The organism is Spiroplasma sp. NBRC 100390 (assembly GCF_001886495.1).
Classification (GTDB): Bacteria; Bacillota_I; Bacilli_A; order Mycoplasmatales; family Mycoplasmataceae; genus Spiroplasma.
This window is the reverse complement of the sequence record NZ_CP018022.1, coordinates 524,486-547,434: the sequence shown is the minus strand read 5'-3', so window position 1 is coordinate 547,434 and position 22,949 is coordinate 524,486. Positions and strand designations below refer to the sequence as shown.

Annotated in this window: 20 protein-coding genes and 1 riboswitch; of the genes, 2 read left to right on the top strand and 18 right to left on the bottom strand. The window is 27.8% G+C overall.

The annotated features are described in order from the left end of the window. The 4 genes from S100390_RS02465 to S100390_RS02450 all read right to left on the bottom strand — a co-directional run bounded on the left by S100390_RS02465 (nt 1) and on the right by S100390_RS02450 (nt 6,083). On the bottom strand, nt 1-2,229 hold the full coding sequence (locus S100390_RS02465) for a glycoside hydrolase domain-containing protein (protein WP_070406709.1): 2,229 nt from the start codon (nt 2,227-2,229) through the stop codon (nt 1-3). Between the two features lie 318 nt (nt 2,230-2,547). Further along, complete coding sequence (locus tag S100390_RS02460) at nt 2,548-2,805, bottom strand: hypothetical protein (RefSeq protein WP_156768775.1); 258 nt, start codon at nt 2,803-2,805, stop codon at nt 2,548-2,550. 8 nt (nt 2,806-2,813) lie between these two features. After that, nucleotides 2,814-4,190 (bottom strand): hypothetical protein, encoded by a 1,377-nt coding sequence (locus tag S100390_RS02455; protein WP_070406707.1) that lies wholly within the window; start codon nt 4,188-4,190, stop codon nt 2,814-2,816. A 492-nt stretch (nt 4,191-4,682) separates the two neighbouring features. Continuing rightward, on the bottom strand, nt 4,683-6,083 hold the full coding sequence (locus tag S100390_RS02450; RefSeq protein ID WP_070406706.1) for a BMP family ABC transporter substrate-binding protein: 1,401 nt from the start codon (nt 6,081-6,083) through the stop codon (nt 4,683-4,685). Nucleotides 6,084-6,174: 91 nt separating this feature from the next. Further along, a riboswitch (purine riboswitch) is annotated at nt 6,175-6,274 on the bottom strand. Between the two features lie 656 nt (nt 6,275-6,930). Between S100390_RS02450 and ispG the strand changes: the two genes are divergently transcribed. Next, the gene (gene ispG / locus S100390_RS02445; protein WP_070406705.1) at nt 6,931-8,025 is read left to right on the top strand and encodes a flavodoxin-dependent (E)-4-hydroxy-3-methylbut-2-enyl-diphosphate synthase; all 1,095 of its coding nucleotides are present in this window, start codon (nt 6,931-6,933) and stop codon (nt 8,023-8,025) included. Between the two features lie 240 nt (nt 8,026-8,265). Here ispG and S100390_RS02440 read toward each other — a convergent pair whose 3' ends face one another. Both S100390_RS02440 and S100390_RS02435 read right to left on the bottom strand, forming a co-directional pair. Beyond that, on the bottom strand, nt 8,266-8,739 hold the full coding sequence (locus S100390_RS02440; RefSeq protein ID WP_070406704.1) for a protein-tyrosine phosphatase family protein: 474 nt from the start codon (nt 8,737-8,739) through the stop codon (nt 8,266-8,268). Between the two features lie 3 nt (nt 8,740-8,742). Continuing rightward, nucleotides 8,743-9,669, bottom strand: a complete 927-nt coding sequence (locus S100390_RS02435) for a deoxyribonuclease IV (protein ID WP_070406703.1) — start codon at nt 9,667-9,669, stop codon at nt 8,743-8,745. A 90-nt stretch (nt 9,670-9,759) separates the two neighbouring features. Here S100390_RS02435 and S100390_RS02430 point away from each other — a divergent pair, with 90 nt between their 5' ends. Continuing rightward, nucleotides 9,760-10,740: a hypothetical protein gene (locus tag S100390_RS02430; RefSeq protein WP_070406702.1), complete on the top strand. Its 981-nt coding sequence runs from the start codon at nt 9,760-9,762 to the stop codon at nt 10,738-10,740. On the opposite strand, the gene S100390_RS02425 is transcribed toward S100390_RS02430, so the two are convergent. The 12 genes from S100390_RS02425 to S100390_RS02365 all read right to left on the bottom strand — a co-directional run bounded on the left by S100390_RS02425 (nt 10,737) and on the right by S100390_RS02365 (nt 22,949). Beyond that, the gene (locus tag S100390_RS02425; RefSeq protein ID WP_070406701.1) at nt 10,737-12,008 is read right to left on the bottom strand and encodes a YitT family protein; all 1,272 of its coding nucleotides are present in this window, start codon (nt 12,006-12,008) and stop codon (nt 10,737-10,739) included. The two genes, S100390_RS02430 and S100390_RS02425, sit on opposite strands and share 4 nt — an antisense overlap. Nucleotides 12,009-12,112: 104 nt before the next feature. Continuing rightward, nucleotides 12,113-13,651: a cytoskeletal motor fibril protein Fib gene (fib, locus tag S100390_RS02420; protein WP_070406700.1), complete on the bottom strand. Its 1,539-nt coding sequence runs from the start codon at nt 13,649-13,651 to the stop codon at nt 12,113-12,115. Nucleotides 13,652-13,909: 258 nt separating this feature from the next. After that, nucleotides 13,910-14,134, bottom strand: coding sequence for a hypothetical protein (locus tag S100390_RS02415; RefSeq protein ID WP_070406699.1), 225 nt, complete (start codon nt 14,132-14,134; stop codon nt 13,910-13,912). 6 nt (nt 14,135-14,140) lie between these two features. Then, the gene (locus tag S100390_RS02410; protein WP_070406698.1) at nt 14,141-14,407 is read right to left on the bottom strand and encodes a bacteriocin leader domain-containing protein; all 267 of its coding nucleotides are present in this window, start codon (nt 14,405-14,407) and stop codon (nt 14,141-14,143) included. Between the two features lie 90 nt (nt 14,408-14,497). After that, a complete protein-coding gene (gene greA, locus S100390_RS02405; protein ID WP_070406697.1) occupies nt 14,498-14,968 on the bottom strand; it encodes a transcription elongation factor GreA in 471 nt (156 codons plus the stop codon). A gap of 87 nt (nt 14,969-15,055) precedes the next feature. Further along, nucleotides 15,056-15,706, bottom strand: coding sequence for a uridine kinase (gene udk / locus S100390_RS02400; RefSeq protein WP_070406696.1), 651 nt, complete (start codon nt 15,704-15,706; stop codon nt 15,056-15,058). Nucleotides 15,707-15,780: 74 nt separating this feature from the next. Then, the gene (locus tag S100390_RS02395; RefSeq protein WP_070406695.1) at nt 15,781-17,565 is read right to left on the bottom strand and encodes an APC family permease; all 1,785 of its coding nucleotides are present in this window, start codon (nt 17,563-17,565) and stop codon (nt 15,781-15,783) included. 324 nt (nt 17,566-17,889) lie between these two features. Then, complete coding sequence (locus S100390_RS02390; protein ID WP_070406694.1) at nt 17,890-18,657, bottom strand: hypothetical protein; 768 nt, start codon at nt 18,655-18,657, stop codon at nt 17,890-17,892. 405 nt (nt 18,658-19,062) lie between these two features. After that, complete coding sequence (locus tag S100390_RS02380; RefSeq protein ID WP_070406692.1) at nt 19,063-19,368, bottom strand: MMB_0454 family protein; 306 nt, start codon at nt 19,366-19,368, stop codon at nt 19,063-19,065. An 18-nt stretch (nt 19,369-19,386) separates the two neighbouring features. Next, the gene (efp, locus tag S100390_RS02375; protein ID WP_070406691.1) at nt 19,387-19,956 is read right to left on the bottom strand and encodes an elongation factor P; all 570 of its coding nucleotides are present in this window, start codon (nt 19,954-19,956) and stop codon (nt 19,387-19,389) included. A gap of 166 nt (nt 19,957-20,122) precedes the next feature. Further along, nucleotides 20,123-20,773 (bottom strand): hypothetical protein, encoded by a 651-nt coding sequence (locus tag S100390_RS02370; protein ID WP_070406690.1) that lies wholly within the window; start codon nt 20,771-20,773, stop codon nt 20,123-20,125. 1 nt (nt 20,774) lies between these two features. Then, nucleotides 20,775-22,949: an ABC transporter substrate-binding protein gene (locus S100390_RS02365; RefSeq protein WP_070406689.1), complete on the bottom strand. Its 2,175-nt coding sequence runs from the start codon at nt 22,947-22,949 to the stop codon at nt 20,775-20,777.

Sequence of the window (22,949 nt, the reverse complement as noted above, 5' to 3'; positions counted from 1 at the left end):
TTATAAATCTCCTATTGCTTGTAAAAATTCAATCATCTCTCTTGTTGTAACATTATTTGTTGTTTTTGGCGGATAAAAATCACGCACAAATTTATAATACTGATCAAATCAAATTGGTGCCCCTTGTGTTGGATTTTTTGGTCAAAATAAATTATTTAATAATACTGTAATTTTTTGACTAATAATTGGGTCTTCTTTTAATTGGTTCATTTTTCACACTTGTTGAACAGCATATTTCATTAACTCTCATCGTACTGAAGACACAAATTGATAACTATCTGATTGTGCTGGATAAATCATAAAATTTTGCCCAACAGGCATTCCATATACACTTTCTTCTTGATTTAGTGCTCCATAAACAAATTCATCGGGATTAGTATAAAGTGCTTTCTCCCCTTTTCCAGTTCATGTTAATCAATAATTAAATGCTCATTTTTCATAACCATCTAACCCTAATGCATAACTAAAAATTGGTCCCCATAAGTTTTCACCATAATCAAATAAAATATTACTTGACGGATAAGTGTATTGTGTTGTATACATTTCCGTTGTTAAACCATTCTTACGACGCGAATCAGCTAATTCTTTCGTTTTTTGTAACAAAGTTGGAATTGGTAAATTATCACCAAATAAATTTGATTGAATTTTATATCCTTCTAAGACTAATTCATCAATGGTATATTCATTTTTAACATTCCCATATAAAGCACCAACTCACGCTGGATTATTTCAATCCGTTGCTCATTTTCATCCGGCATAATATTGAAATTTAAAAATGCTATGGTCAGGGTCAACTACTTTAAATAAATCATAATAATATTTAAACCCATTAGTTGATAATTCATCAAAAATAATATAAACTTTTCCTTCTCAATGGTGCTCTTTAATATTTTCCGCAAAAGCTTTTAGAAACTGAATTTGAGCATCGCGACCACGATTTGAATAATAATATAATTTATCTCAAAATAATTTTTTTGACCCATCTTTTTTTAAAGCATAATGTGGAAATGTTCCAGACGGATTGGCTTGGGTATCATCAAAATTATTCCCAAAAGCATTAGCTCAAATTTTTGTAAATCCTAAACTTTCCGCATATTCAAAATAATTATTAAAATTAGTAAAATCAAATTGTCAGGTGCTATTAACGCTTTGATCACAATATGTTGAAAATGGTGAACAATTATCATCAGTTTGAAATCAATTAACTAGCCCATTATTTACCCCACCACGATAATAATTAACTTGATCAGCACTATAAAACTGATCAACATTGCCTGTTACATAAGTTTGTCCTGCTGCTCGCAAATCTAATAATTCTTTTTCAATATATTTTTTATGTTCTGTTGATAAAAAATCTAAGCCACGAACAACAGCATCTTTATTAATAAAAATATTATTTTCATTTTTTGCATCAATATTAATAAACATATTCTTTTTTTCACCATATGCAGCTGAAGCCGAAAATGGTGAATAAGAACCACCCGTAGCAAAAGAATTATCATTAACTAATAACCGCGAATCAACTTCCACTGTTACCGTATTTGTTGTTAACAAAGTATCATCGGCATAAATTTCAATATCAAAATCATAATTACCGGGGGTTGTTGTTTCAAAACTTTTAAAAGTTAATCAAAGTGGTTGTACTCTTTGAATTGGTAAAATTGCTAAACTATCGTAACGTAATGAATCAGGTGCTCGTTGCGGTTGATTCGTTGGAATTGTTATTCATTGTGATGTTTTTGCAGTTTGATTTTGTGAATAAGTAAACCCTAAGAACTTAGCACTTGCAGCAACATCAGCATTATCTTTATTAACAATTTTGTAAGTAACATTTTTTAATGGCATATCTTTATTAACAACAATTAGTTGCGCATAATTAGTTTCGTCCCGTCAAATTTTAACTTTAGTTTGGTTATTAAAATATTTTAACTGGTTATTATAATCACCATAAAATTGTCAGTTATTGTCAGGACTTCATAACCCATTTTGAACAGTACTTTTTTTAACATTATAAATTGAATACAAATGATAAGGATCACCAAAAAAGGTATGAATTGGTTGCGTTTCTTTTTTAATTAATTGTTTAGAACTAACAAAACCAGTTTGAAAATTATCATTTCGCTCACTTGTTGTAACTAATGTTGATAATTTAAAAAAACAACTCGTAACTTGAGCTGGGACAAAAATAATCGTAGTAATGGCTGCTAATGTTAATACTTGTTTTTTCATGAAAAATAGGCCTCTAAAATAGTTTTTTAATAACAAATACATTATAACATAAAACAACAGATATAGAAAGATGCTACTTATGTTAAAATTTTACACTCCTTAATTAAGGATGCTTTTTTATTAATCCTATGATAAGATTAAGTTATCATTTAAATATAGTTTAGAATTAACACAATTACTTCAACGCAAATTGTTAATTCAAAAATTACTAATAATACAATTCAAACATTACAATTTGTTGTTGTAGTCTAATTTTTTTCATGTTATTAATTCCTTTTGCATTTTTTAATTGTGTCATTATGCTATTATAATTAACAATTAACGTTTTTTCTTAATTTTTTTAAATATGAAAACAATACTTATGATTAAAGCTGGAAAAGTAATAATAGTAAAAACAATTATTAAAATTAATTTTAAGTTATTTTTTAAATACCCTTCTATTTGATGATATCCAAAAATTTTACCATTATAAAAATCATTTAATTTTTGTTTATTCATATAATTATTAAAATATTTTTTTAAATTTGTACGGTAATCACGTTCTGTTCCATAGTAACCATCAATCACATGTCCCATTTCATGATCTAATGTTGTAAAGGAGTTTGGCGAACTTCATCAACCAATTTTATAATTTTGATTAATATTATCCCCCCTTCTCGCTCTTGATTAAAAGCAACTCCTGTAAATAACACAGTAGCAAACTCTACTGCCAAAAAATATTGAAAAGTTTCATTTCTTATCGCCTGCCCAGCTGTTGCAGTAACCGCCATTGTCTGTTCTGGTTGACCTTGAATTGGATAATCTGGAGTAAAAATAAAACTTCTTAAATAATACTTAAAATTTTTATCCGTTACATAATTTGTTAAATTAAATAAATTTAAAATTTGCTCCTCAAAAGTTATTATTTTATTATTTGTTCAATCATAATACTTTGCCATTGCATCAATAGAATCTTTTAACATAATAGTACTACTGTTTGCCTTACTTTCTTGAACTAAATCAGTATGTTCTTTTAACGATTGACTTAATGTTTGAAAAGATGAATAATATTCTTTCTGAAGAGAATTTAATAATTCATTATATCTATTAACTGATTTAACTGATGCTTTAGTATATGAATCATTCATCATTATTGCTAGATCATTACTTAAATTATTGTTATCATAATTAATAACATATTGATTGATTAGATTATGACTAAATCGATTAATACTATCATAACTACTATTTTGTCACTTTACTAGAGCTGATTTAAGAGCATTAAAAGTATAATTATTACTTTCAATTGCCATATTATTAGGAATAATTTGTTGAAAGCCAAATAATCCATCATATTTTAAATCGACAACAACAGTTGGTTTCATCGTTAAAGTTGTCTGATAAACTACTACCGAATTAGTTGTAAGAAAATTATCCATAAAGTTTAAAATATTTAGTCATGTATTTTGTCTTTTTCCAAAATAGTTTTTATGCAGTTCTGGATAGATAATAGTAAAAAAATTATTTAAAATTTCTCAACTCTTATTTTTCATTTCATTTGGTGTTGTTGTTCACTTTGAATAAGCTTCTGCAAAAAATTCTGATCAACTAGTCATTCCATAAATACTAATATTAACAATTGATGCTATCAATGCTGTTTCAAATACATTCTTGTTTTGCATATTAACACCGTCTGTGTTCGCACTTGATGAATAAATTATGTTTTTATTCTTAATAATATTTTGCTCCAATTTTTTAACAATTGGATTAGTACTAATATCTGAAGATTTGTAAATAAAATATCCCAATATTTCCCCAGAATACATAAACTGATCTATATTACTATTACTTCAATTAATATTTTGCTTAACGAAAACATTGATTTTATTATGCTGAACAAAAACATTATTAATGATAACGATATTAGAAGAAACTATTGTTGTACAAAAAGTGAAACTTAAAATAATTGATTTTAATTTCATCTATTTTTTAAAAACAACAAAGATACCCTTATTAATTTTTGCATACAACATTTTCTACTTTCACTTTTTTATTATTATCATCTAATATTTTTAATATTCTCTCAAATGAAATTCTTATATTTAATTTACTCATTTTATGTCTACTTCCTTTTTCTAAATAATGTTTAATAAAATTTTAATAATTTAATTCATATATCAAAGGCATTATTAAACTTTTGTTTTTAAGACTGTTAAGTGTTCAACTATTATTATCATTATTTAACAAAATATAATGATTTTGTATTTTATATAAAAAATTATTTAAGATTTTTTTCATCATATAATCTCCTTAATATAAAAATATTTACTTTATTAATATTATCCTTGAAAAAAATAAAAAAAAGTATTGATATACTTTTAACAAATGATTATTAGAATTTTAATTTTATTACAAATAATTTGATATAACAAATCTAATTTATTTAAAGTCAAGTTTAACTTTATTTTATTTAACTATAGAGCATTTTCAATTGCTGTTAATAAATATTGTTTCAATGTTGTTTGATTTTCATAAGTATTTTGAAGTGTACTAGAAAAAGTATTCATTCCAATGGGAGGATGATTATCAATTCCATCCTTATATGCTTGTTGCAATACTTTTACCATTTTATCAAACGAAGTATTTTTTGTTTGATCATCAGTTACATTATGCAAAAAATTAACTAAGTTTGTTTTAACTCACTTTGTTGTTTCAATTCCCGTTCATGATGGATGGTCAATAGAACTTTGGTCAGTATTAATTCAACAATTTTTTGTACGATTATTTTCATTTCAATTATTATTTTTTGCATCATAACCACATTCTGATGAATAAATATTTTCTAAAGTATCAAAAGTTGAGGTTGAAATTTGTTTTAATGCACTTGTTACAACAATATCTTCACCATAAATTTTTGATTGTTCAGTATCAACGCCAACAATCTTTGCATTAATTTTATTAATCCTAATTTGATTAACAGTATCTTGAACTTGTGCACCAGCAACAGGAAAAATAATTTTAGCACCACGAGATAATAATTCATCACTAATAATTTTCCCATCCCCAGCTTGAAACGATTGTGAAAACCATGATTCATTTTTATTTAAAACGTTTTGAACTTTAGCAACTGGTTGTAAATTAGTAATATTGCTATTAATAACTTGAACCTGCTTTAAAATTTCATCTTTTAAATAATTCATTTTTTCGCCTGGCACCGAATTAATAATTGCATTAAAAACATCAGCACCAACTAAAAACCCTCACATATAATTTGAAACGGCAATTGGATTATCCATTCCACCATAACTTCCAATTTTTAATTGATTATCATATTCTTTTTGATGCGCATTCAAATAAATACTTGTTGCTAAACTCGCATAAAACCCTGACGCTTCTGCTTGATAAGTAATGCCAATAATATTTTTTGCTAATGGTCCACTTGGTTCCATGTTAATATGAACACCTTGACCACTTCCATCAATATAAATAATATTATCAACCAAACCTGCTGCTCAACCAATTGTATTGCCATGATTAAAACCAGGCAACACTAATGTCTTTGCACCAGCAATAGATGAAGTAATATAAGCACTTTTAAAATCTCCCGGAGTTTGACTAACTGGTTCAAAATAGCTTGCTCGTCATTTTGAGTTCTTTCATTGTGCTAATGGTGTTGTTGGGTTTACTCTTGAAACAACATACTTACTAGCACCTTCTCATGTTGCTTGGTTAAAAGCAAGATCACTTGTGGTTCCACCATCAGTGATGACTCAAATGCTACTATCAAAAATATATTTCTTTGTACAAGCAACAACACTAACAATAGATGTTCCAACAACAACAATTGTTGCAAAAATTTGTAAAAGCCTTTTCATTTCTTTGCTCCTTTTTTAAATTTAATATTTCTAAAAAATAAAAAACATTAGCCCGTTATTTTCAATTAAAATGTGAAGGGTTAATGTTTAAAAAGCAAAACCATTAACCTATAGAGTCTTTTTCCCATGGTAAGACGTAGAAACACTAGACCATATTTCTAGCATATACAGGTATATTATTTATTTTCATGTCTACATCATAACTCTTTTTCTTATAAAATGCAATTTAAAAAAACAAAAATTAAAATAGAAATGAAAAAACAATCCGGGTGAGATTGTTTTTTTAGGGTATCCATGAAGTATAAGATAAATATAATACAAAGTATGGTCATATTGATAGGGCTAAACTTGTGCTATTTATTATAATTAATAAATGTACAATTCTTATACTTCTCTAGACATTTATAATTATATAGTTCAAAAAATAAAATTCAACAATATTCAATTAACTTTTTATATTTTTTTCCATATTTGGAACAAAAATGGAATATAATTGGAATATAATTGGAATAACACAAAAAACCCTGATTTTACTGGGTTTTAATGATATTTAAAATACCTAATAATGCTTCTATTTCGGCCAACATCTAAAATAATTAATTTGAACAAACGATCAAAAAGAACCAGAATAACACAAAAACTAACTTTAATATTGAATTTATCTGCTTTTAGTCGTATGATTATTGTGAAATTATCTAAAGGGATAATCCAATAATTATAATTTATGTAAAACTTAAAAACCCTGATTTTACTGGGTTTTTTCAACTCCCCTACCGATAGACCCAACTCCCCTACCGTTCTACTTTTACATAAATATATTATTGCAAAGATAAGGAATGTTTAAACAATGAATAAACGAAATAACACGAGAAAAGTAATGGTTGGTAATGTCCAAATTGGTGGGCAAAATAAAGTTGTTATTCAATCAATGACCAATACAAAAACACATGATATTAACGCTACATTAGCTCAAATTAACCAATTATATCAAGAAGGCTGTGAAATTGTTCGAGTAGCAGTATTAGGAAAAGATGATGCGGCAGCGCTAAAAACAATTGTTGAACATGCTCCGTGTCCTTTAGTGGCAGATATTCACTTTAACCATGAATTTGCTTTAATTGCAGCTGATGCTGGAATTAGTAAAATTCGAATTAATCCCGGAAATATTGGCAGTATTGAAAATACCAAAAAAGTTGTTGCAAAATGTCAAGAAAAAAAGATCCCAATTCGAATTGGTGTTAACTCAGGGAGTCTCCCTTTAGATCTAGTCAACAAATACGGTTGAACTCCAAAAGCAATGATTGAAAGTGCTCGACGTCATATTGAAATTTTAGAAAATTTAGGATTTTATGATATTATTTTATCGTTAAAAGCAACCGAAGCATTAATGGCAATTGAAGCTTATACCTTAGCTAGTCAAGAATGAAACTATCCACTCCATTTGGGAATTACTGAAGCTGGTAGCCATCATACCGGAACAATTAAGTCATGTAGTGGATTATCGCCCCTTCTCTTTAATGGTATTGGTGATACAATTCGGATTAGTTTATCAACCGACCCAATTGCTGAAGTTGAAGTTGCAAAACGAATGTTAAATGCGCTTGGACTTTATGACAATGTTGTTGATGTCATTGCTTGTCCAACTTGTGGACGTCTTGAATATGATCTCTTTCCTGTTGTAAAGGAAATTGAAGAATATAGCAAAGATATGAAGTTCCCATTAAAAATCGCCATCTTAGGTTGTGTTGTTAATGGTCCTGGTGAAGCAAAACAAGCTGATCTTGGAATTGCTGGGGGAAAAAACGGTGGCATTATTTTTAAAAAAGGTAAGATTTATAAATCATGTAAACAAGAAGAACTTGTTCCTGAATTAAAATTACTTATTGATGAATATCATCGGGACTGACAAGAAAAAAATCAGTCTAATAAAACTAAGTTATAATTTATGTTACAATTAAAAAGTGGTAAAGAAAATAGAGGTGAAGAATAATGGATGTATGTTGTCCCACAAAAAACCATGATTGTATGTCATGTCGTACCTGTAGTAAACCAAAAGTAGGATGTCGTTCTTGTTTAATTTGTATTTCTTGCACAGATTGTGTTAATAAGAAATGTGAGTGTTGTAAAGACAAACGTTAATAAAATAAAAATCTAAGTGATGTTCACTTAGATTTTTATTTCATTAATTTGAAATTAAATGCGTATAAGGAAATTCATTAAGTAAAAAATCAAATCATCCTGGATTTGGATTAATATATGGATAGATTCGTTCAAACTGTTCTAAAGCACTATCAAAATCATCATCATTAATATATCCTTTGGCAACTAAGTACATAAAAACAATTGAAGCACTACGATTAACACCCCAAATACAATGAACATAAATTTTTTTAGTCTTAATATTATTATCAATAATTTTTAATGCTTGAATGACAACATTAACATCTAACTCTTGCAAAGTTGGATAATCTTTAAAATTAAAATAAATATGTTGGTCATCAATTCAAATAAATTCTTGATTATCATTTTTAATATTGTGCTTTTGAATTTGCTCACGATAAATTTCAGCCGCACAACCAATTACTAAGTTTGCATCTTGTGGAATACTATGACGGTCACCAAGATATAAATTGGTGATAATTTTTTTTGCTGACATTTTTTATTCTCCTACATCTATTATTACTTTACCATTTACTTGAAACGGGTCTGTAAACTGTTTTGCCTTTATCATTGCAATTTCAGCTCTATATGGTGCAAAAGCTTTTCCTTTTTCGCCAACATATGGTGTTTCTAAAATTTTTATCATTCCATTTAACTTTGGATGATAAATAATTTTTAAAATTGTCTCAAATCCTAAATAACCATAACCAATGTTCTCATGTCGATCTTTATGTGCATTCAAAGGATTTTTACTATCATTAATATGTAAACATAACAAACGGTCTAAACCAATTAATTGGTCAAATTGATTGATAATATCATCCAAGTCTTCTTTAAACTGATAACCAGCATCATGCATATGACAAGTATCTCAACAAACCCCAATTTTATCCTTCAGTGTTACATTATCAATAATATATTTTAATTGCTCAAAGTTAGTCCCTAATTCACTACCCTTTCCAGCCATTGTCTCTAAAGCAATTTTTGCTTTTTGATTTGGACTTAACACTAAGTTTAAACCTTCAACAATTCGGTCTAAACCAACTTGTTCTGGAGCACCAACAGCACTACCTGGGTGCAAAACAATTGTTTTAATTCCCATTTCATCAGCACGAATAATTTCTTTTTTTAAGAACTCAACAGCAATTTCAAATGTACTAGGATTTGTTGTATTACCTAAATTAATAATATATGGGGCATGAATAATAACATTATCAATTGAAAAATGTTGTACCTCTAATTGCTGATAAAATTCTGAAATAAAAAAATGATCAGTATTAACACGAATCGTGTTTTGAGGTGGTCCAGTATAGATCATCATCGCATTAGCATCATTATTTAAACTTTCTGTTAATGCACCTAACAAATAATCTTGTTGTTTGTTCATACTAACATGACTTCCAATAATTAAATTATAATCTTTCATTTTTTAATTTCTCCCTTTCTTTCTCGTTGATTTTATAATATCATATATAAAGATAAGAAAAAATAATTTATTAATAATGAAAGGATTATAATGGTTAACGAAGAAAATATTAAACAAATTGAAGCAACAATTGATAATGTTTATCAAAAAGTAATTACAAAAAAGAAAGATAAAATTGTTACTTGACAATGAATTAATTTATTTTGTTATCTTTTCATTATGGTTAGTTTATTTCTTGCTATTTTTAGCTTTGTTGTTACATATGATTTTCATTTTCAACTAAAAAAAAGCATTTTGTTACCAGTTGGAATTGTGGCGTTACTTTGTTTTATAGCAAGTACTATTCTCATTATTTTTATTAAAAAACAACAAAAACATTTAACACAACAAATTAGAAACAATATTGACATTAAATTGTTAATTAACTTATATAATGATATTTTTAGCAAAATAATACCCGGTTTAACAATTAGCGACATTACAACAGCATGAACAATCCCCCCCACTAATCATTATCCAATTAACGAATTTAAAGTGAATGATAAAATTATGGTTGGACAATATCAAAAATTAAACTTTAATATTGGTTCTATTAGTCAAGCAACAACAACCGTTGTTGATAACTTGCAACCAAATTTAATACCAAAGCCATATAACATTCAATACTACCGTTATTTATTTTTAACAATCACAACACCGCAACTTCAAAATAATAATTTTGAAATTAATCGAAAAAATAAATATCATAAAAATAATTTAACCTTTGATAATTTTTTTTGATATGATCAAACTAATCCAAATATTACTGCAAGTTTAAAAAAACTTATTTTCGATAATATGGTGACTACTAACTTAATTCCAAATATTAAAGTTGCAGCCCAGACATTGTCACTACAATTAGCAACCATTTCAACAAATAGTTGAATCGATAACTACGATAGTTTTTTTAATTTTAATATTAGTTTAAATAAAAACGTCATGCTTGATAATATGATTGAAACCATTAAGCATGACTATCAAACTTTACAAAAAAGTTTTGTTTGATTAAATTTAATTTTAGAAAATAATTAATATTTATCAACTTTATAATTCGCAATAATCTTATCTAATTTATGCGATAAGATTTTAGCATCTGGATCAGAAACAACAATTGCGGCTTTGACCCATTTATATTCTAACAAAGATGTTGAAACAATAATTACTTCATTATTGATATCATTTCCTTCATAATGATCACGAGCAGGAATACGAACAATATCATTTGGATAACGAACATACTGTAACCCCGAAACAACAGCATCCCCTTTTGAAGTAATAATCATTAAACTACGATATTTAAATTTTGGGAAAATAATGTCAATTGTAATTGATTGAACCACTACAAATAAGTATGATGCAAATAAAACTGGTCCAAAGAAGTATTTCGCTTTATGACTTGCAAAATCAAGACCATACAACCCATTTTCATCAATATTAAAACCAAGTTTTTTAATTGCATCAAGATGGCTTGCTCAATCTTTTCCGAAATAAACACTAGTAATTTCACTACGACTTAACAGTGCCGTATGAATTGCTAACATTACAATAACAATAATATAATTAACAATGCGATTATAATTTGCAATTGATGTTTTCTTTTTCACAGAATAATAAGCTAAGACAAAGTCCGTTCCAGCCGTTGAAGCACCACCCTTATAAACTAATCCATAAGCTATTCCGTTTAAAATCCCAGCCACGGCGGCAAAGACAAATAATCAAATTTGATACATTCCACCATAATTACTAAAAACATTTAAACTATTATAGTTAGTAATAAAAAACAGTTCTTGTGGATTAATCAGTGGGATGTAAGCAAAAGCAAAGTGAAAACCATTTTGTAATGCAATATAAACAATTGTTCGAATCGAAAACCGAATCCCAACTTTAATTACTCCAAAAATAAATAATGGTAAATTAAGAATAAAGAAAAAAACTCAATACATGCTTGTTTGAAATGCCAGTTGATCTTGGCTTGGCCAAATTGCAACGGCAACCCCCCTTGCAATCGCTCCAATTCCACTTGGCATAATTCCGTAACTTGTTGTTGCGGCAATAAAATAATCATAACTAACCATTGCTAAAAATGCGGCAAAAGTAATATAACCATAATCACGAAATAATCGTGATTTAAAATAAGATTTAAATCGTAAATTAAATTCTTTTCGTGAAATCCGTTCACGACTTCTTGTTTTCCGATGGCCCTCTTTATATGCGTCGATTGTCTTACTTTCAACATCTTCTGGGCCAACTCCCGAGGTATTATTATTTTGTACTACATCTGTTTCTTCATCATATGTCATACTTTACATTTCCTTATCCTTTCTTAACCTTAATTACAAATAAGTATAACACTATCTTACAAAATAAAAACAACCCTTGGGTTGTTTTTTAATAAAATTAATAATTATTCACTTCTTAAACGAATTGTAACTTTGAATGAACCAACTTTAATTGGATCATAATCGTTTCTAGTAATATCCACAACTGTATAATCTTTTTGTAATTTTTGGTTTAAGTTTCCAAATTTAACTCCTCTGTTTGCTCCTTTATTTGAAGGAATAAACACTGGGATTTTACGATAGTCTAATGCTGGGATTGTCATATAAACAACGATTTGTTGATATGGTGAGTCAACATCTTTTAATGCTTCATTTAAATACTTAATAAATTCATTGCTTACTAATTGTGCACCAAAGTTTTTATCTTCAACAAATTCATGTGATTGGTTATGTGTAATGTAAAATGAAATTCTAGCATCAACATTTACTAATAAATATTTTTCTTGTACTGTTGCACCATTATATGTATATGATGATTTATCTTGACATTTTTCAGCAACTGCGGCTGCAATTTCATTAGCAACTGTTTCAATTTTATATAATTTTTCATTATTTAAATCATATTTTGCTGATTTATTTCATAATAATTCATCATCATTAACACGAACTTGTTCTAAGAATAATAATTTACGTAATCATTTTTTCGGAGCATTTTTTCATTCATCTTCTCCTAAGATTACTTTACTTGGTCCTTCGTTTTCCTTCGTTTTTGATCTCATTACTTGAATGATATCTAACGCAACAGGCGTTCTTTCTTGTTTATCAACTAGCATTAATGAAGGTCCAAATCCCGATAATACTTTATGCGTATTTGGTTTAAATAATTTAATTCATTGGTCATGTTTGATTTCAAATAATTCATTAATTGAATCTAAATCATCTTGTGATGATTGTGATAAATCAATAATGTAATTTGAACTTAATAAGTTAAATAATCTTCTTAATAAGTATTTTAAAGTATTTACTGTTTCATACATTTTAAATTTATGAATTGGATCATTATCTCATGGTGATAATGCGTTATTGTAAATAATTTTTAAAGCAATATAATTAATGCTTGATTTTTTAGCAACTTGTGCAATTGCACCAGCTTCAGTATCAATCACATCAATTGTGTGACCATATTTGTCAACCATTTCTTTAAATTGTTTTGAGTTATAAATCAACATATCTGCTGTTCCAGTAACTCCTTCAGTCAACCCTAATTTAAAGTCTTTAACAACCTTAGCAAATTCACCATCGAATTGGAATGACTCAGGTTCATTAACAATTTGTCCATATTTAATATCTTTGAAAACTGTTAAGTCTGCATCACGATAAATAAATTTTGTTGAAATTGTTGTATCTCCTGTATCATGTTTGTCATTTGTTGACAAGGCTAAATCTATGTTTAAAATTGTTTGTAAGCCAGGATATTTTTCTAATAAGTAAGTAATAGCCATTGCAGCATTTGCTTTACCATAACCTACTGTTGCAATAATGAAAGTTTTTCCATGGTACTTAACATGTTGGATAACACAGTTTTTTCATCAATATTTTTTTACTGTTTTGATACTGTGCTTATCTTTCATTGTAAAATATGCCGTTGAAATAACACCGATCATTTAATTTCCACCTCTATTTTCTTAATAATTAATTTCCAAAATTGATTATTTTTAGTGTATCTTACTATAATTAATATTTGACTATATGCAAAATACAACTAAAGTTATTGTATCGTATTTTTAATAAATTAGCAATGGATAATGTTAAAATGTTAAAAATTATTAAATTAATAAAAATTATTTTGTTTTTTATTTTTAAAATCAATAAAAATTATTTTCTATAAAGAATATTAAAATCACAATTATTTTTATTTAATATTAAACATAAAGAATATCTCATTTCTGTCTTAAACTTCTTGTTCCTGCTTCTTCAATTCTCTTCGTTATTTCATTTTGATTTGGTTGTTGTGAATGTTGAGCAATCTGATAACTATCTAAACTAATTTTAACAATATCAAAAAAACTAATTAAAACTAACGCTCCAATAATTCAAGCCGCTCCACCTGTAGTTTCTTTTTGTTCTTTTATCGTTAATAGTTTCATAAAAAATTAGACAAATAAGATTTGTCCATAATTAGCATGATTTAAATTATTATGTTTATCTGATCAAGTTAGATGAGACCCGTTTGTTGCTTTATAACCACCTTCAGTACGACTCATTTGTTGTGTTGCTAAATAAGTTGAAAACCCAGTTGAAATTAAATTTGTTAATGAATTACTACAAGCATTAATAATCGCAGCAATGCCGGTTAAAAAAGCACCCGAAATTTTTCCTCCAGATAGTTGTTTCGTTTGTTTTATTGTTAATTTTGTCATTTCGTTTCCTCCTTGTTAATACTTAACCTTTTTTTGAATAAATTCCTTGTAAAAAAAAAAAAAAAAAAGTAATTATTTAATTACTTTCCATTATTCCACAGTTACAATTTTAACTTTATATGGGGCTTGAATTCCTTTAATTTCAACTAAATCGCCTGCTTTTTGACCAATAATAGCTTTGGCAATCGGGGATTCATTTGAAATCGTATTTTCAAATGGATTTGCTTCAACAGCACCTACAATTTTAATTTCAAAATTTTTGTTAATTAATAAATTAGTAAAAGTAACTTTACTTCCTAATTTAATAATTCCTGTTTTTGATTTTACTTCTTTAATTTCTTTTGCTTTTGTTAATAACGATTCAATCTCTTTAATTCGTCCTTCAACTTCAGCTTGTCGATTTCGTGCTGCATCATAGTCAGCATTTTCTGATAAGTCCCCTTGTGCACGGGCTTCTTTTAGTTCTTCAATAACTTCTGGTCGAACGACATTAATTAAATTATCTAATTCTTCTTGTAAATCCTTAATTCCCTCTTTGGTCAATAAAATTTCTTCATTCATTTGATATTCCCGTTCCTCTCCACTTTTGATTACAACAATAATTATTATACCTTAAAAAATAAGATAGTTAAGATTTTTTTACTTTTTTTACTTTTTGCCAGCTTGTTCTGTTAATAAAGTTTTAATTTTAGTTGCAATCATATCAATTGCAATTTCGTTACCTTCATAATATGGCACAATAATATCCGCATATTTAATGCTTGGTTCAACAAAATATTCATACATTGGTTTAACTGTTGTTAAATATTGGGTAATAATATTATCAATTGTTCGTCCACGTTCATTTAAATCTCGGGTTAAACGCCGAATAAAACGAATGTCATCTTCGGTTTTAATAAATATTTTAATATCTGATAATTGCCGAATTTCTTCTAATGCTAAACCTAAAATCCCATCTAAGATAATAACATCACCAGCCACAACACTATTTGTTGTTTCTAACCGATTATAGACAGTAAAATCATAAATGGGTGTTTCAATTGATTGATGTTGTTTTAATAATGTTAAATGTTCTACTAGTAAGTCTAAATCAAGCGCATTGGGATGATCAAAGTTAATTTGCTGACGTTCTGCTAAAGTTAAATGATCTAACTTTTTATAATAATGATCCATTTTTAAGTAAGCAATTTTTTTGCCTCGTAAGATTTCAGCAATTTTAGTTGCAACTGTTGTCTTTCCACTCGCTGTTCCCCCAGCAATTGTTACTAACTGAACGTTATTTTCCTTTTTTAGTTTCATTATCTAAACCCCCCACCGGTTCTCTAATGTTAGTATATCACAAAGAAAAACAACTTAACTATTGTTAAGTTGTTTTATTGATCATGTTCTTCTGCGTCTTCATCAATCTCAAGTTGCTTATATTTATCAAAAACATTATTTAATTCACTAAGCATATGTTTAGCATCTTGATAATTAGCATTGTCTTGATTCTGATATAAAGCTTGATTCCGTTTTAAATAATACTTAATTTCACTTCGAATTTCTAATGAAACATATTTTCAATCATCAGTTATTTCAAATTCAGCATCCAATTTTGTTTGTAATTCAGGACGCTGTTTCATTCGACGTAAATATTTTTGACGATAATAAGTAAAATACCAAATTGTTGCAAAACTAACAGAAAATCCAACAAAGGCTAATTCAATTGCTGTTCCAATAATGGCACTTTGATGATTAGTTCCTGTTGTCGTAACGATATTATTAATCAAACTATAGTAATGTCAAACAAAGACAAAACACAAAATAATAAATACTATTGGAAAAGCAATATGCTCTCATAATCGCATTTTAATTTTTTGTTGATATCCTAACTTCAAAGTAACCGCAATTACCATTGCATAAATAAAAATTGTAATTGCTGAAGAAGCTTCTGTTAACGAAGAAATATCAAATGGCTGTTTATATGTCATTGCTTGACCTGGGGTTGCCATAAACCCAAATTCTTTTGTTAAACTAATTCCTTTAATAATATCTGGAATTGCTAATCAAATAAAAATCATCAAACTAGTAATCACCAGATTCAAAATCGAAGCACGCGCTGGTAAACCATCCTTGTTTAACTTACGTAAGCGATCTGGTAAATATCCTTCCGTTGATAACGGTTGTAACGAAGTTCCCCCATACAATGCATTTTGCATTGCAACATTAACCTTTAATGCCAAAGCACTAATAATCATAATAATAGGACCACCATATAAAATAATTTTATTATTAAATCCTAAACTTCATGTCCCCATGTTCATATTTTGCACAAAGTGATTAAAAGCAGCAAAGAAAATAATTGAAATAACAATATAGAAAATTGTGCTAATTAACATAATTAAAATAATTCCGCGCCCAATATTTTTTTCTGGATTACTAATATTTCGTCCTGCTGTTGAAAATACTTCAAAACCAGCAAAGAAGAAAAAGCAAGAATTAAAAGCTTTAATAAATCCTGGTAATGAAAATTTAGTATTATGTCCTCAATAACTTAAGTTCTCACCACCATGTTGAACAGCTAAAACTAATCCAGCTAGAATTAAAAAACCAGCGGTAATTCATTTAATAATTCCTGTTCCATTTGCTAATTTTTTATATAATTTAATACCCCCAAAGATAATTGCCGCCGCTGCCATATAAATGGCAATCCCAATAAAATCTAACCATAAGTCCCCAAATGATCCTCAATCAGCAGCATATCACGGAACACTAACACTTCCATCAGGATTGACTTGTGAAATTCAATCCGCTCCAAATGAACCACGAATCAACATCATTACTTGAATCGTAATTAAAAATGGTAATGAAACATATTGCATAAAAGCAACAAAAATTCCTCAAAACTTTCCGAAAGTTGTTCGAACATAAATATATGAGGCTCCATTATTGTTTGAATGATGAATTCGTGCCATTTTAGCAAATGCTCATGCACATATTCCAGCAATTAGTCCTTCCACTGCAAATAACCATACAGCATGAATCCCAATTGAGTCAGGTTCTGAAATATTTGCTAAAATAGCAAAATTACCGATAAAACTAATTCCAACAGTATAATTAAAGCCTAATCAAACAAAATCCGCCAAACTGAATTTTTTGTTTTGTTCTTTTTTAAGCATAAAATAGTTTTTTCCTTCCTAGTTAAAAAACAGCGTTAATATTTAATTGATGATATTTACATAAAAATTAAATTATAACATTCAAATTATTTAAATTTTTTTCTAAATAATTTAACTATGATTATAACAATCTGAAATGAAAATGCAAGTATTGTCTTTAAAACTAATTGGAGTAGTTTTTGTTTTAATAAACTAATTATTTCTTCTTTTGATTCTAACCTATTTAAAAAGAATTGGTTTTAATAAAGGGGATACACTATCTTCAAAAATAATAACAACTTAAATCTATAATTATCATTATTTAAAAAATATAATCAACTCTGATTATATTTCTTCAGAAGGTTTCTTTTTAACAAATCTTCTATATTGAACATTATTAATTCAAAGATAAAAATATTGTAATCCAATACATAATAATAAAATCAAAAATACCACCCCAATAAAAACACCAACCCCATATTTATGATAATTTAAGAAAAAATATGGAAATGAAGTTTCAGCAGAAAAGCCCGCATTATAGCGAATAGTTCCTCTCACCATCACCATAATTAAATACAGTACTGGATAAATTAAGGTTAATCATAAATATAATTTATGATACGTTTTTAATTCTTTTAATTCATGATGACTACTAATAAAAATATATACTAAAATCATTAAGATTGGTACTAATAAATGAACTACTATTGTTTTAATTCATGAATAAGGCATATGTCAATAATCTGTGAACCCTATCTTAATAAAGTTACCAATAATACCAGTTCAAAAAACTAACATTGTAATGGTAATATATGTTGTAATTGCCAATAAAAGTTGATAATTTAATTTAAATGTTAAGTCACGCTTAATAATAATTAAAGAAATAAATAAATATAATACTACCAAATAATTAGTTTGAGTTGTAAAATATGAATAATAAATCCCTAATCTTTCATTTGCATATTTAACATAGCTAAATTCAAATAAACTCGGGATTCTAATAATAATTACTAAATCAGTTATTAAAAAAGCAATAAAAATAATTAATATTGTTAAAATACTAAAAAAATATTTGTTCTCTCTAATAATATTCTTCCAATTAGAAATTTGCATAATTAATGAATTCTACCAAAACATCAATTGTTTAAACTTAATATCAATCTTATTTTAAATATTTTTTTAATAATTAAATTGTTATTAAAGAACATATTATAACGATAATACAAAAAGTTATTATTAATTTGTTGAGTAATAACTCTATTTTTTTCTTTGATCATTTTTATTAATTTCCCTTTCTCCTTAAACATGATCTGTTTTACCTTCTTTAAAATTTTAAATATTATTTCTTCATTAGTTATTTCTAAGTATAAGTAATTGATACTTACACAATTATATTATAATGGAAAAAGAAAAATTTTTAGACTTTATAAAAAATTATTTTTAATATAAGTACAAAAAAAGAAAATCTGAAGATTTTCGTAAATAATAATTTATCTGCTAATTTTTTAAAACTATAACTTAGTGACGATAAGCAATACTAATATTTTTTGGTTTAATTTGTAATGAGTAACTTAATTCTTTCATAATTGCTTCATTAATTTCTTCGGTTAACTCATTTAAGCCTTCTTCTCGTAATATTTTTCCACTAATATAAATGTGTAAAATTGAATTATCAATCATTCGGCATTCAACTTTATCAACAAAATATTGATGGGTAATATTACGAATTGCATATAAAATAATTTTTTTAATTGTCAACAAACTAACAACAATGCTACCACGATAATTACTATCAATTGTTAACTCATTAAAATTATTAGTCATTTCAATCACTCCTTACATTTATTTTATTTTTTCTGCTCGACCAGAATATTTCCCATCACTTGTTGAAACAGTAATTAGTTCCCCTTCTTTAATAAACAACGGTACTTGTAATTCTAATCCGGTTTCTAAAACAGCCTTTTTCATTGCTCCAGAACTAGTATCACCTTTGACTGCCGCTTCAGCTTCCGTAATTATTAAATCAACTTTATCAGGTAAAATAATTCCTAAAACTTCCCCATCATATTTTGTTACCGAAACCATTATGCCTTCTTTTAAAAAGTTTTTTTCTCATGTTAATCTGCTTGATGGCACTTCTAATTGTTCATAACTTTGGGTATCCATAAAAATAACATTGGCCCCATCGTCATATAAATATTGCATTTCAACCTTGTCAATCATTGCTTTCTCAACTTTATCGCCCCCTGTAAAGGTAATCATTGTTGTAGCATTGCTACGAAGATTTTTTACTTTTGTTTTAACATGTGCTTGCCCACGTCCTGACTTTGAATGTTGTGCTTCAACTACAGCATAAATATTGCCTTCATATTGAAACGTTAACCCTGGACGGAAATCATTTACACTAATCATTTTCTTCTTCCTTTTCTATCTTATCTTTTTTTATGATTATAACCTAATTTTAATAATAAATAAAGATAGTAAGACAACTTGTTAATTTTTTTCTTATCTTTTTAAGCCCTAATTTTTTAAAAAAGAAAAAGGTGTTAATTCTTGCATTGAATTGCACCAACATGTGTTAACTTCAAGTAATAACACTTGTCCCAATATAACGTTCTGAATTTTTAGCAGCCCTAATCTCAACAGCGGTTGCTGTTTTTTTAATCTCAAAATGACGAGTCGTAAAATAAAATGTTGGATTTAAAACAGCAAAATATTGCATCATTTCCGTAACTGGTAATGTTTTTAAAATTTTTTCTTCATAATTAAATTTAATTGTTGCTAAATCAGTTGGTTGTGTTCGATATAATGCCATTGTAATAATTTCAGTTGAATTAGCAAAATGAACACTCGTTGCCCTTGCCGTAATCTTTACCTTAATTAAAGTTGTCTTTTCTCCCCCATTAGGGATTGCCTGTCAACTTAAATCAGTTCAACTAGTTGGGGTTGTTCCTTGTTTATAATAAGTAAATTCTAATTCATTACTAACCACTTCGCCACGATATTCATTTGTTTCTAACGCTCCATAAATTGCGTTTTGAAAAATTGGTTCAGTTACGGTTGTAATTGTTCCGGTTTTATCAAAAACAGGAATTAATGCTAATTGTGTTTTAAATAACGTTAATGAAATCTTACTACGATCACGAGTTTCAAAATTACCACAACTAACAGCTGTTATCGGAGCACTGAACACCGTTAAAGCACTAAACATTGTTAATAACTTTTTCATTCTAATAATCCTCCCTAAAAGCAGCATAATCAGTTTGAATAATTGCTAATTGTTGTTGATACCGTGCCTCAATAATTTGACGTTCACGAGCGGTTAATAAATACCAATTTAATTCCATTCCTCAGTGTTTATATTTTGAACTTCCATATCCAACAGTAATTTGTGTGCGAGGGGTAACATATGAAATTCGAATTTGATATGAACCATTGGGAACATAAGCTGGAATAAAGATAAAATCGGTATAAATTGAATTAAACTCTGCTTTGGCAAAACCTTTATAACGATCAGTTAGCAATTTTGGATCAGTAATATGATCAGCATCTGTAACTTCATTTGTATAATTTTTAAAAACATTATAAAAACTTTCAATTGCTGTGGTTTTTTTTAACTGATTTCAATATGGATTATTTAATTTATTTTTAATATCAGCAAAATCAGGGACTTGATTATTTACTAATTTTAAATCGCTAAAGATTCGTGATGTTCCTGAATAATATTGTAAATCCCCCCCCAGAGAAAATGTATGTAAGTAGGTATATGGATCAGCATAATCTGGTGACCAACCTCCAATAAGCATATCTCAATCTGCTTTTTTTGTTCGACTATTATATTCTGTTGCATCAACGGTAATATCAGGAATAATTTTAATGACATTATTTTCCGCATTAAACGAATCAATCATATTTAATAAAAAACGATTAGTTGTTAAAGTTGATGCTCCGTTCATTAAAATTTTAATTGCCACACTTGATGAACCAGTGTTTTTTTGTAACCAAGTTCGAATTTCATCTAAAATGTTCTGATCATTTTTTAACAAATCCTGGTTAAGATACAAGGCATCACTACCATCTTTTAATAACTGGCTGCTTGCTTGCTTATCACCATTTAAATACTTATTAGCATATTCTTCTTCAACATAGGTAGCATAATCAACATTACCATTCTTAACAAAATAACGGGCAGTATAAACATTTCGTAAAAATTTTGATGTTGGTGAATCATCTAAGGCTTCTGAATAATATTTTACAAACTTACTACGGTCTAAATGAGTTGCTAAGTATTTTCGAATTTTATCATATTGTAGTGCTTTACTAGCATTTAAGGCTTGTTGCACCAAACTACTGTTATTACTTAAAATATTAGCATTAGCATAATTAAACATTATGGTATAAGTTGTTGGGTCCGGATTAATAATACTTGAAGCACCACTAAAGATTGGATTAGCTGGATTTGGACCAACATATTTCCCTCACCCATTCGTATCAGTTGGTTGAACAATAAAATCATTAACATCACCTGATTCAAATAACACTCGTTCACGCGAAACATCATTGTTTGCTAAATATGTATAATTTAACTTATCAATATAAGTTAAATTTGCATGGCGGTATTCAGAGTTTTTTCGTAATAAAATTTGCGAAGTTGAACTATATTTTTCAACTAAATATGCTCCCGAATATCAAATATTTTTAAAGTTTGTTCCATAATTATAACCTTGTAATACTGCTTTTTCTGGCATTGGCGCAAATGCTAAATAAGTCATCAAAGTATCAAAATACTCTGCTGGTTTTGCTAATTTAATTGTAATTTCATCATCTGCCGCATTAACACTCATCCCTAATTTACTTCAAATTGGGTCATTATAATAATCAGGTTGATATTTACCAGCTTGAAAATAATCTCAAATTTCTTGTGCTCCCGCGATAAAAGTTCGTCAAATCCCAGCTGTTGCGGATAAGTTTTTTGGAAATAAAACAAACTTAGCGGTATTAATCATATCGCTTGCTTTAATATTGCGTTGAAAATTACCGCGATAATCAAACCATTTTGCTGCAGAAGAAATTTGATATTTTCATTCACTCGCATTAGCATTTGGTTGACCAACATATTTTGATGATTTATCTGTTTGAACAGCAATGTCCCCAAAACTACGATTATATTTATCTGTTGCGACTAAGGTTCCAACTAAATCTGCTAAAATTTTGTTATCTTCTACTTGCATTGTTGTCCCACTTGATCATGATGTTAAAGGATATTTAAACATCGAACGAAAAACATTATCATAATTTAAACGATTAGCTAACCGATCCAAACTAATTCCACATGATACTACCAAGGGAGTTACAGTTGTAATTGCTGTTAAACTTGCAAAAAGCGCTAATTTCTTTTTTAACAT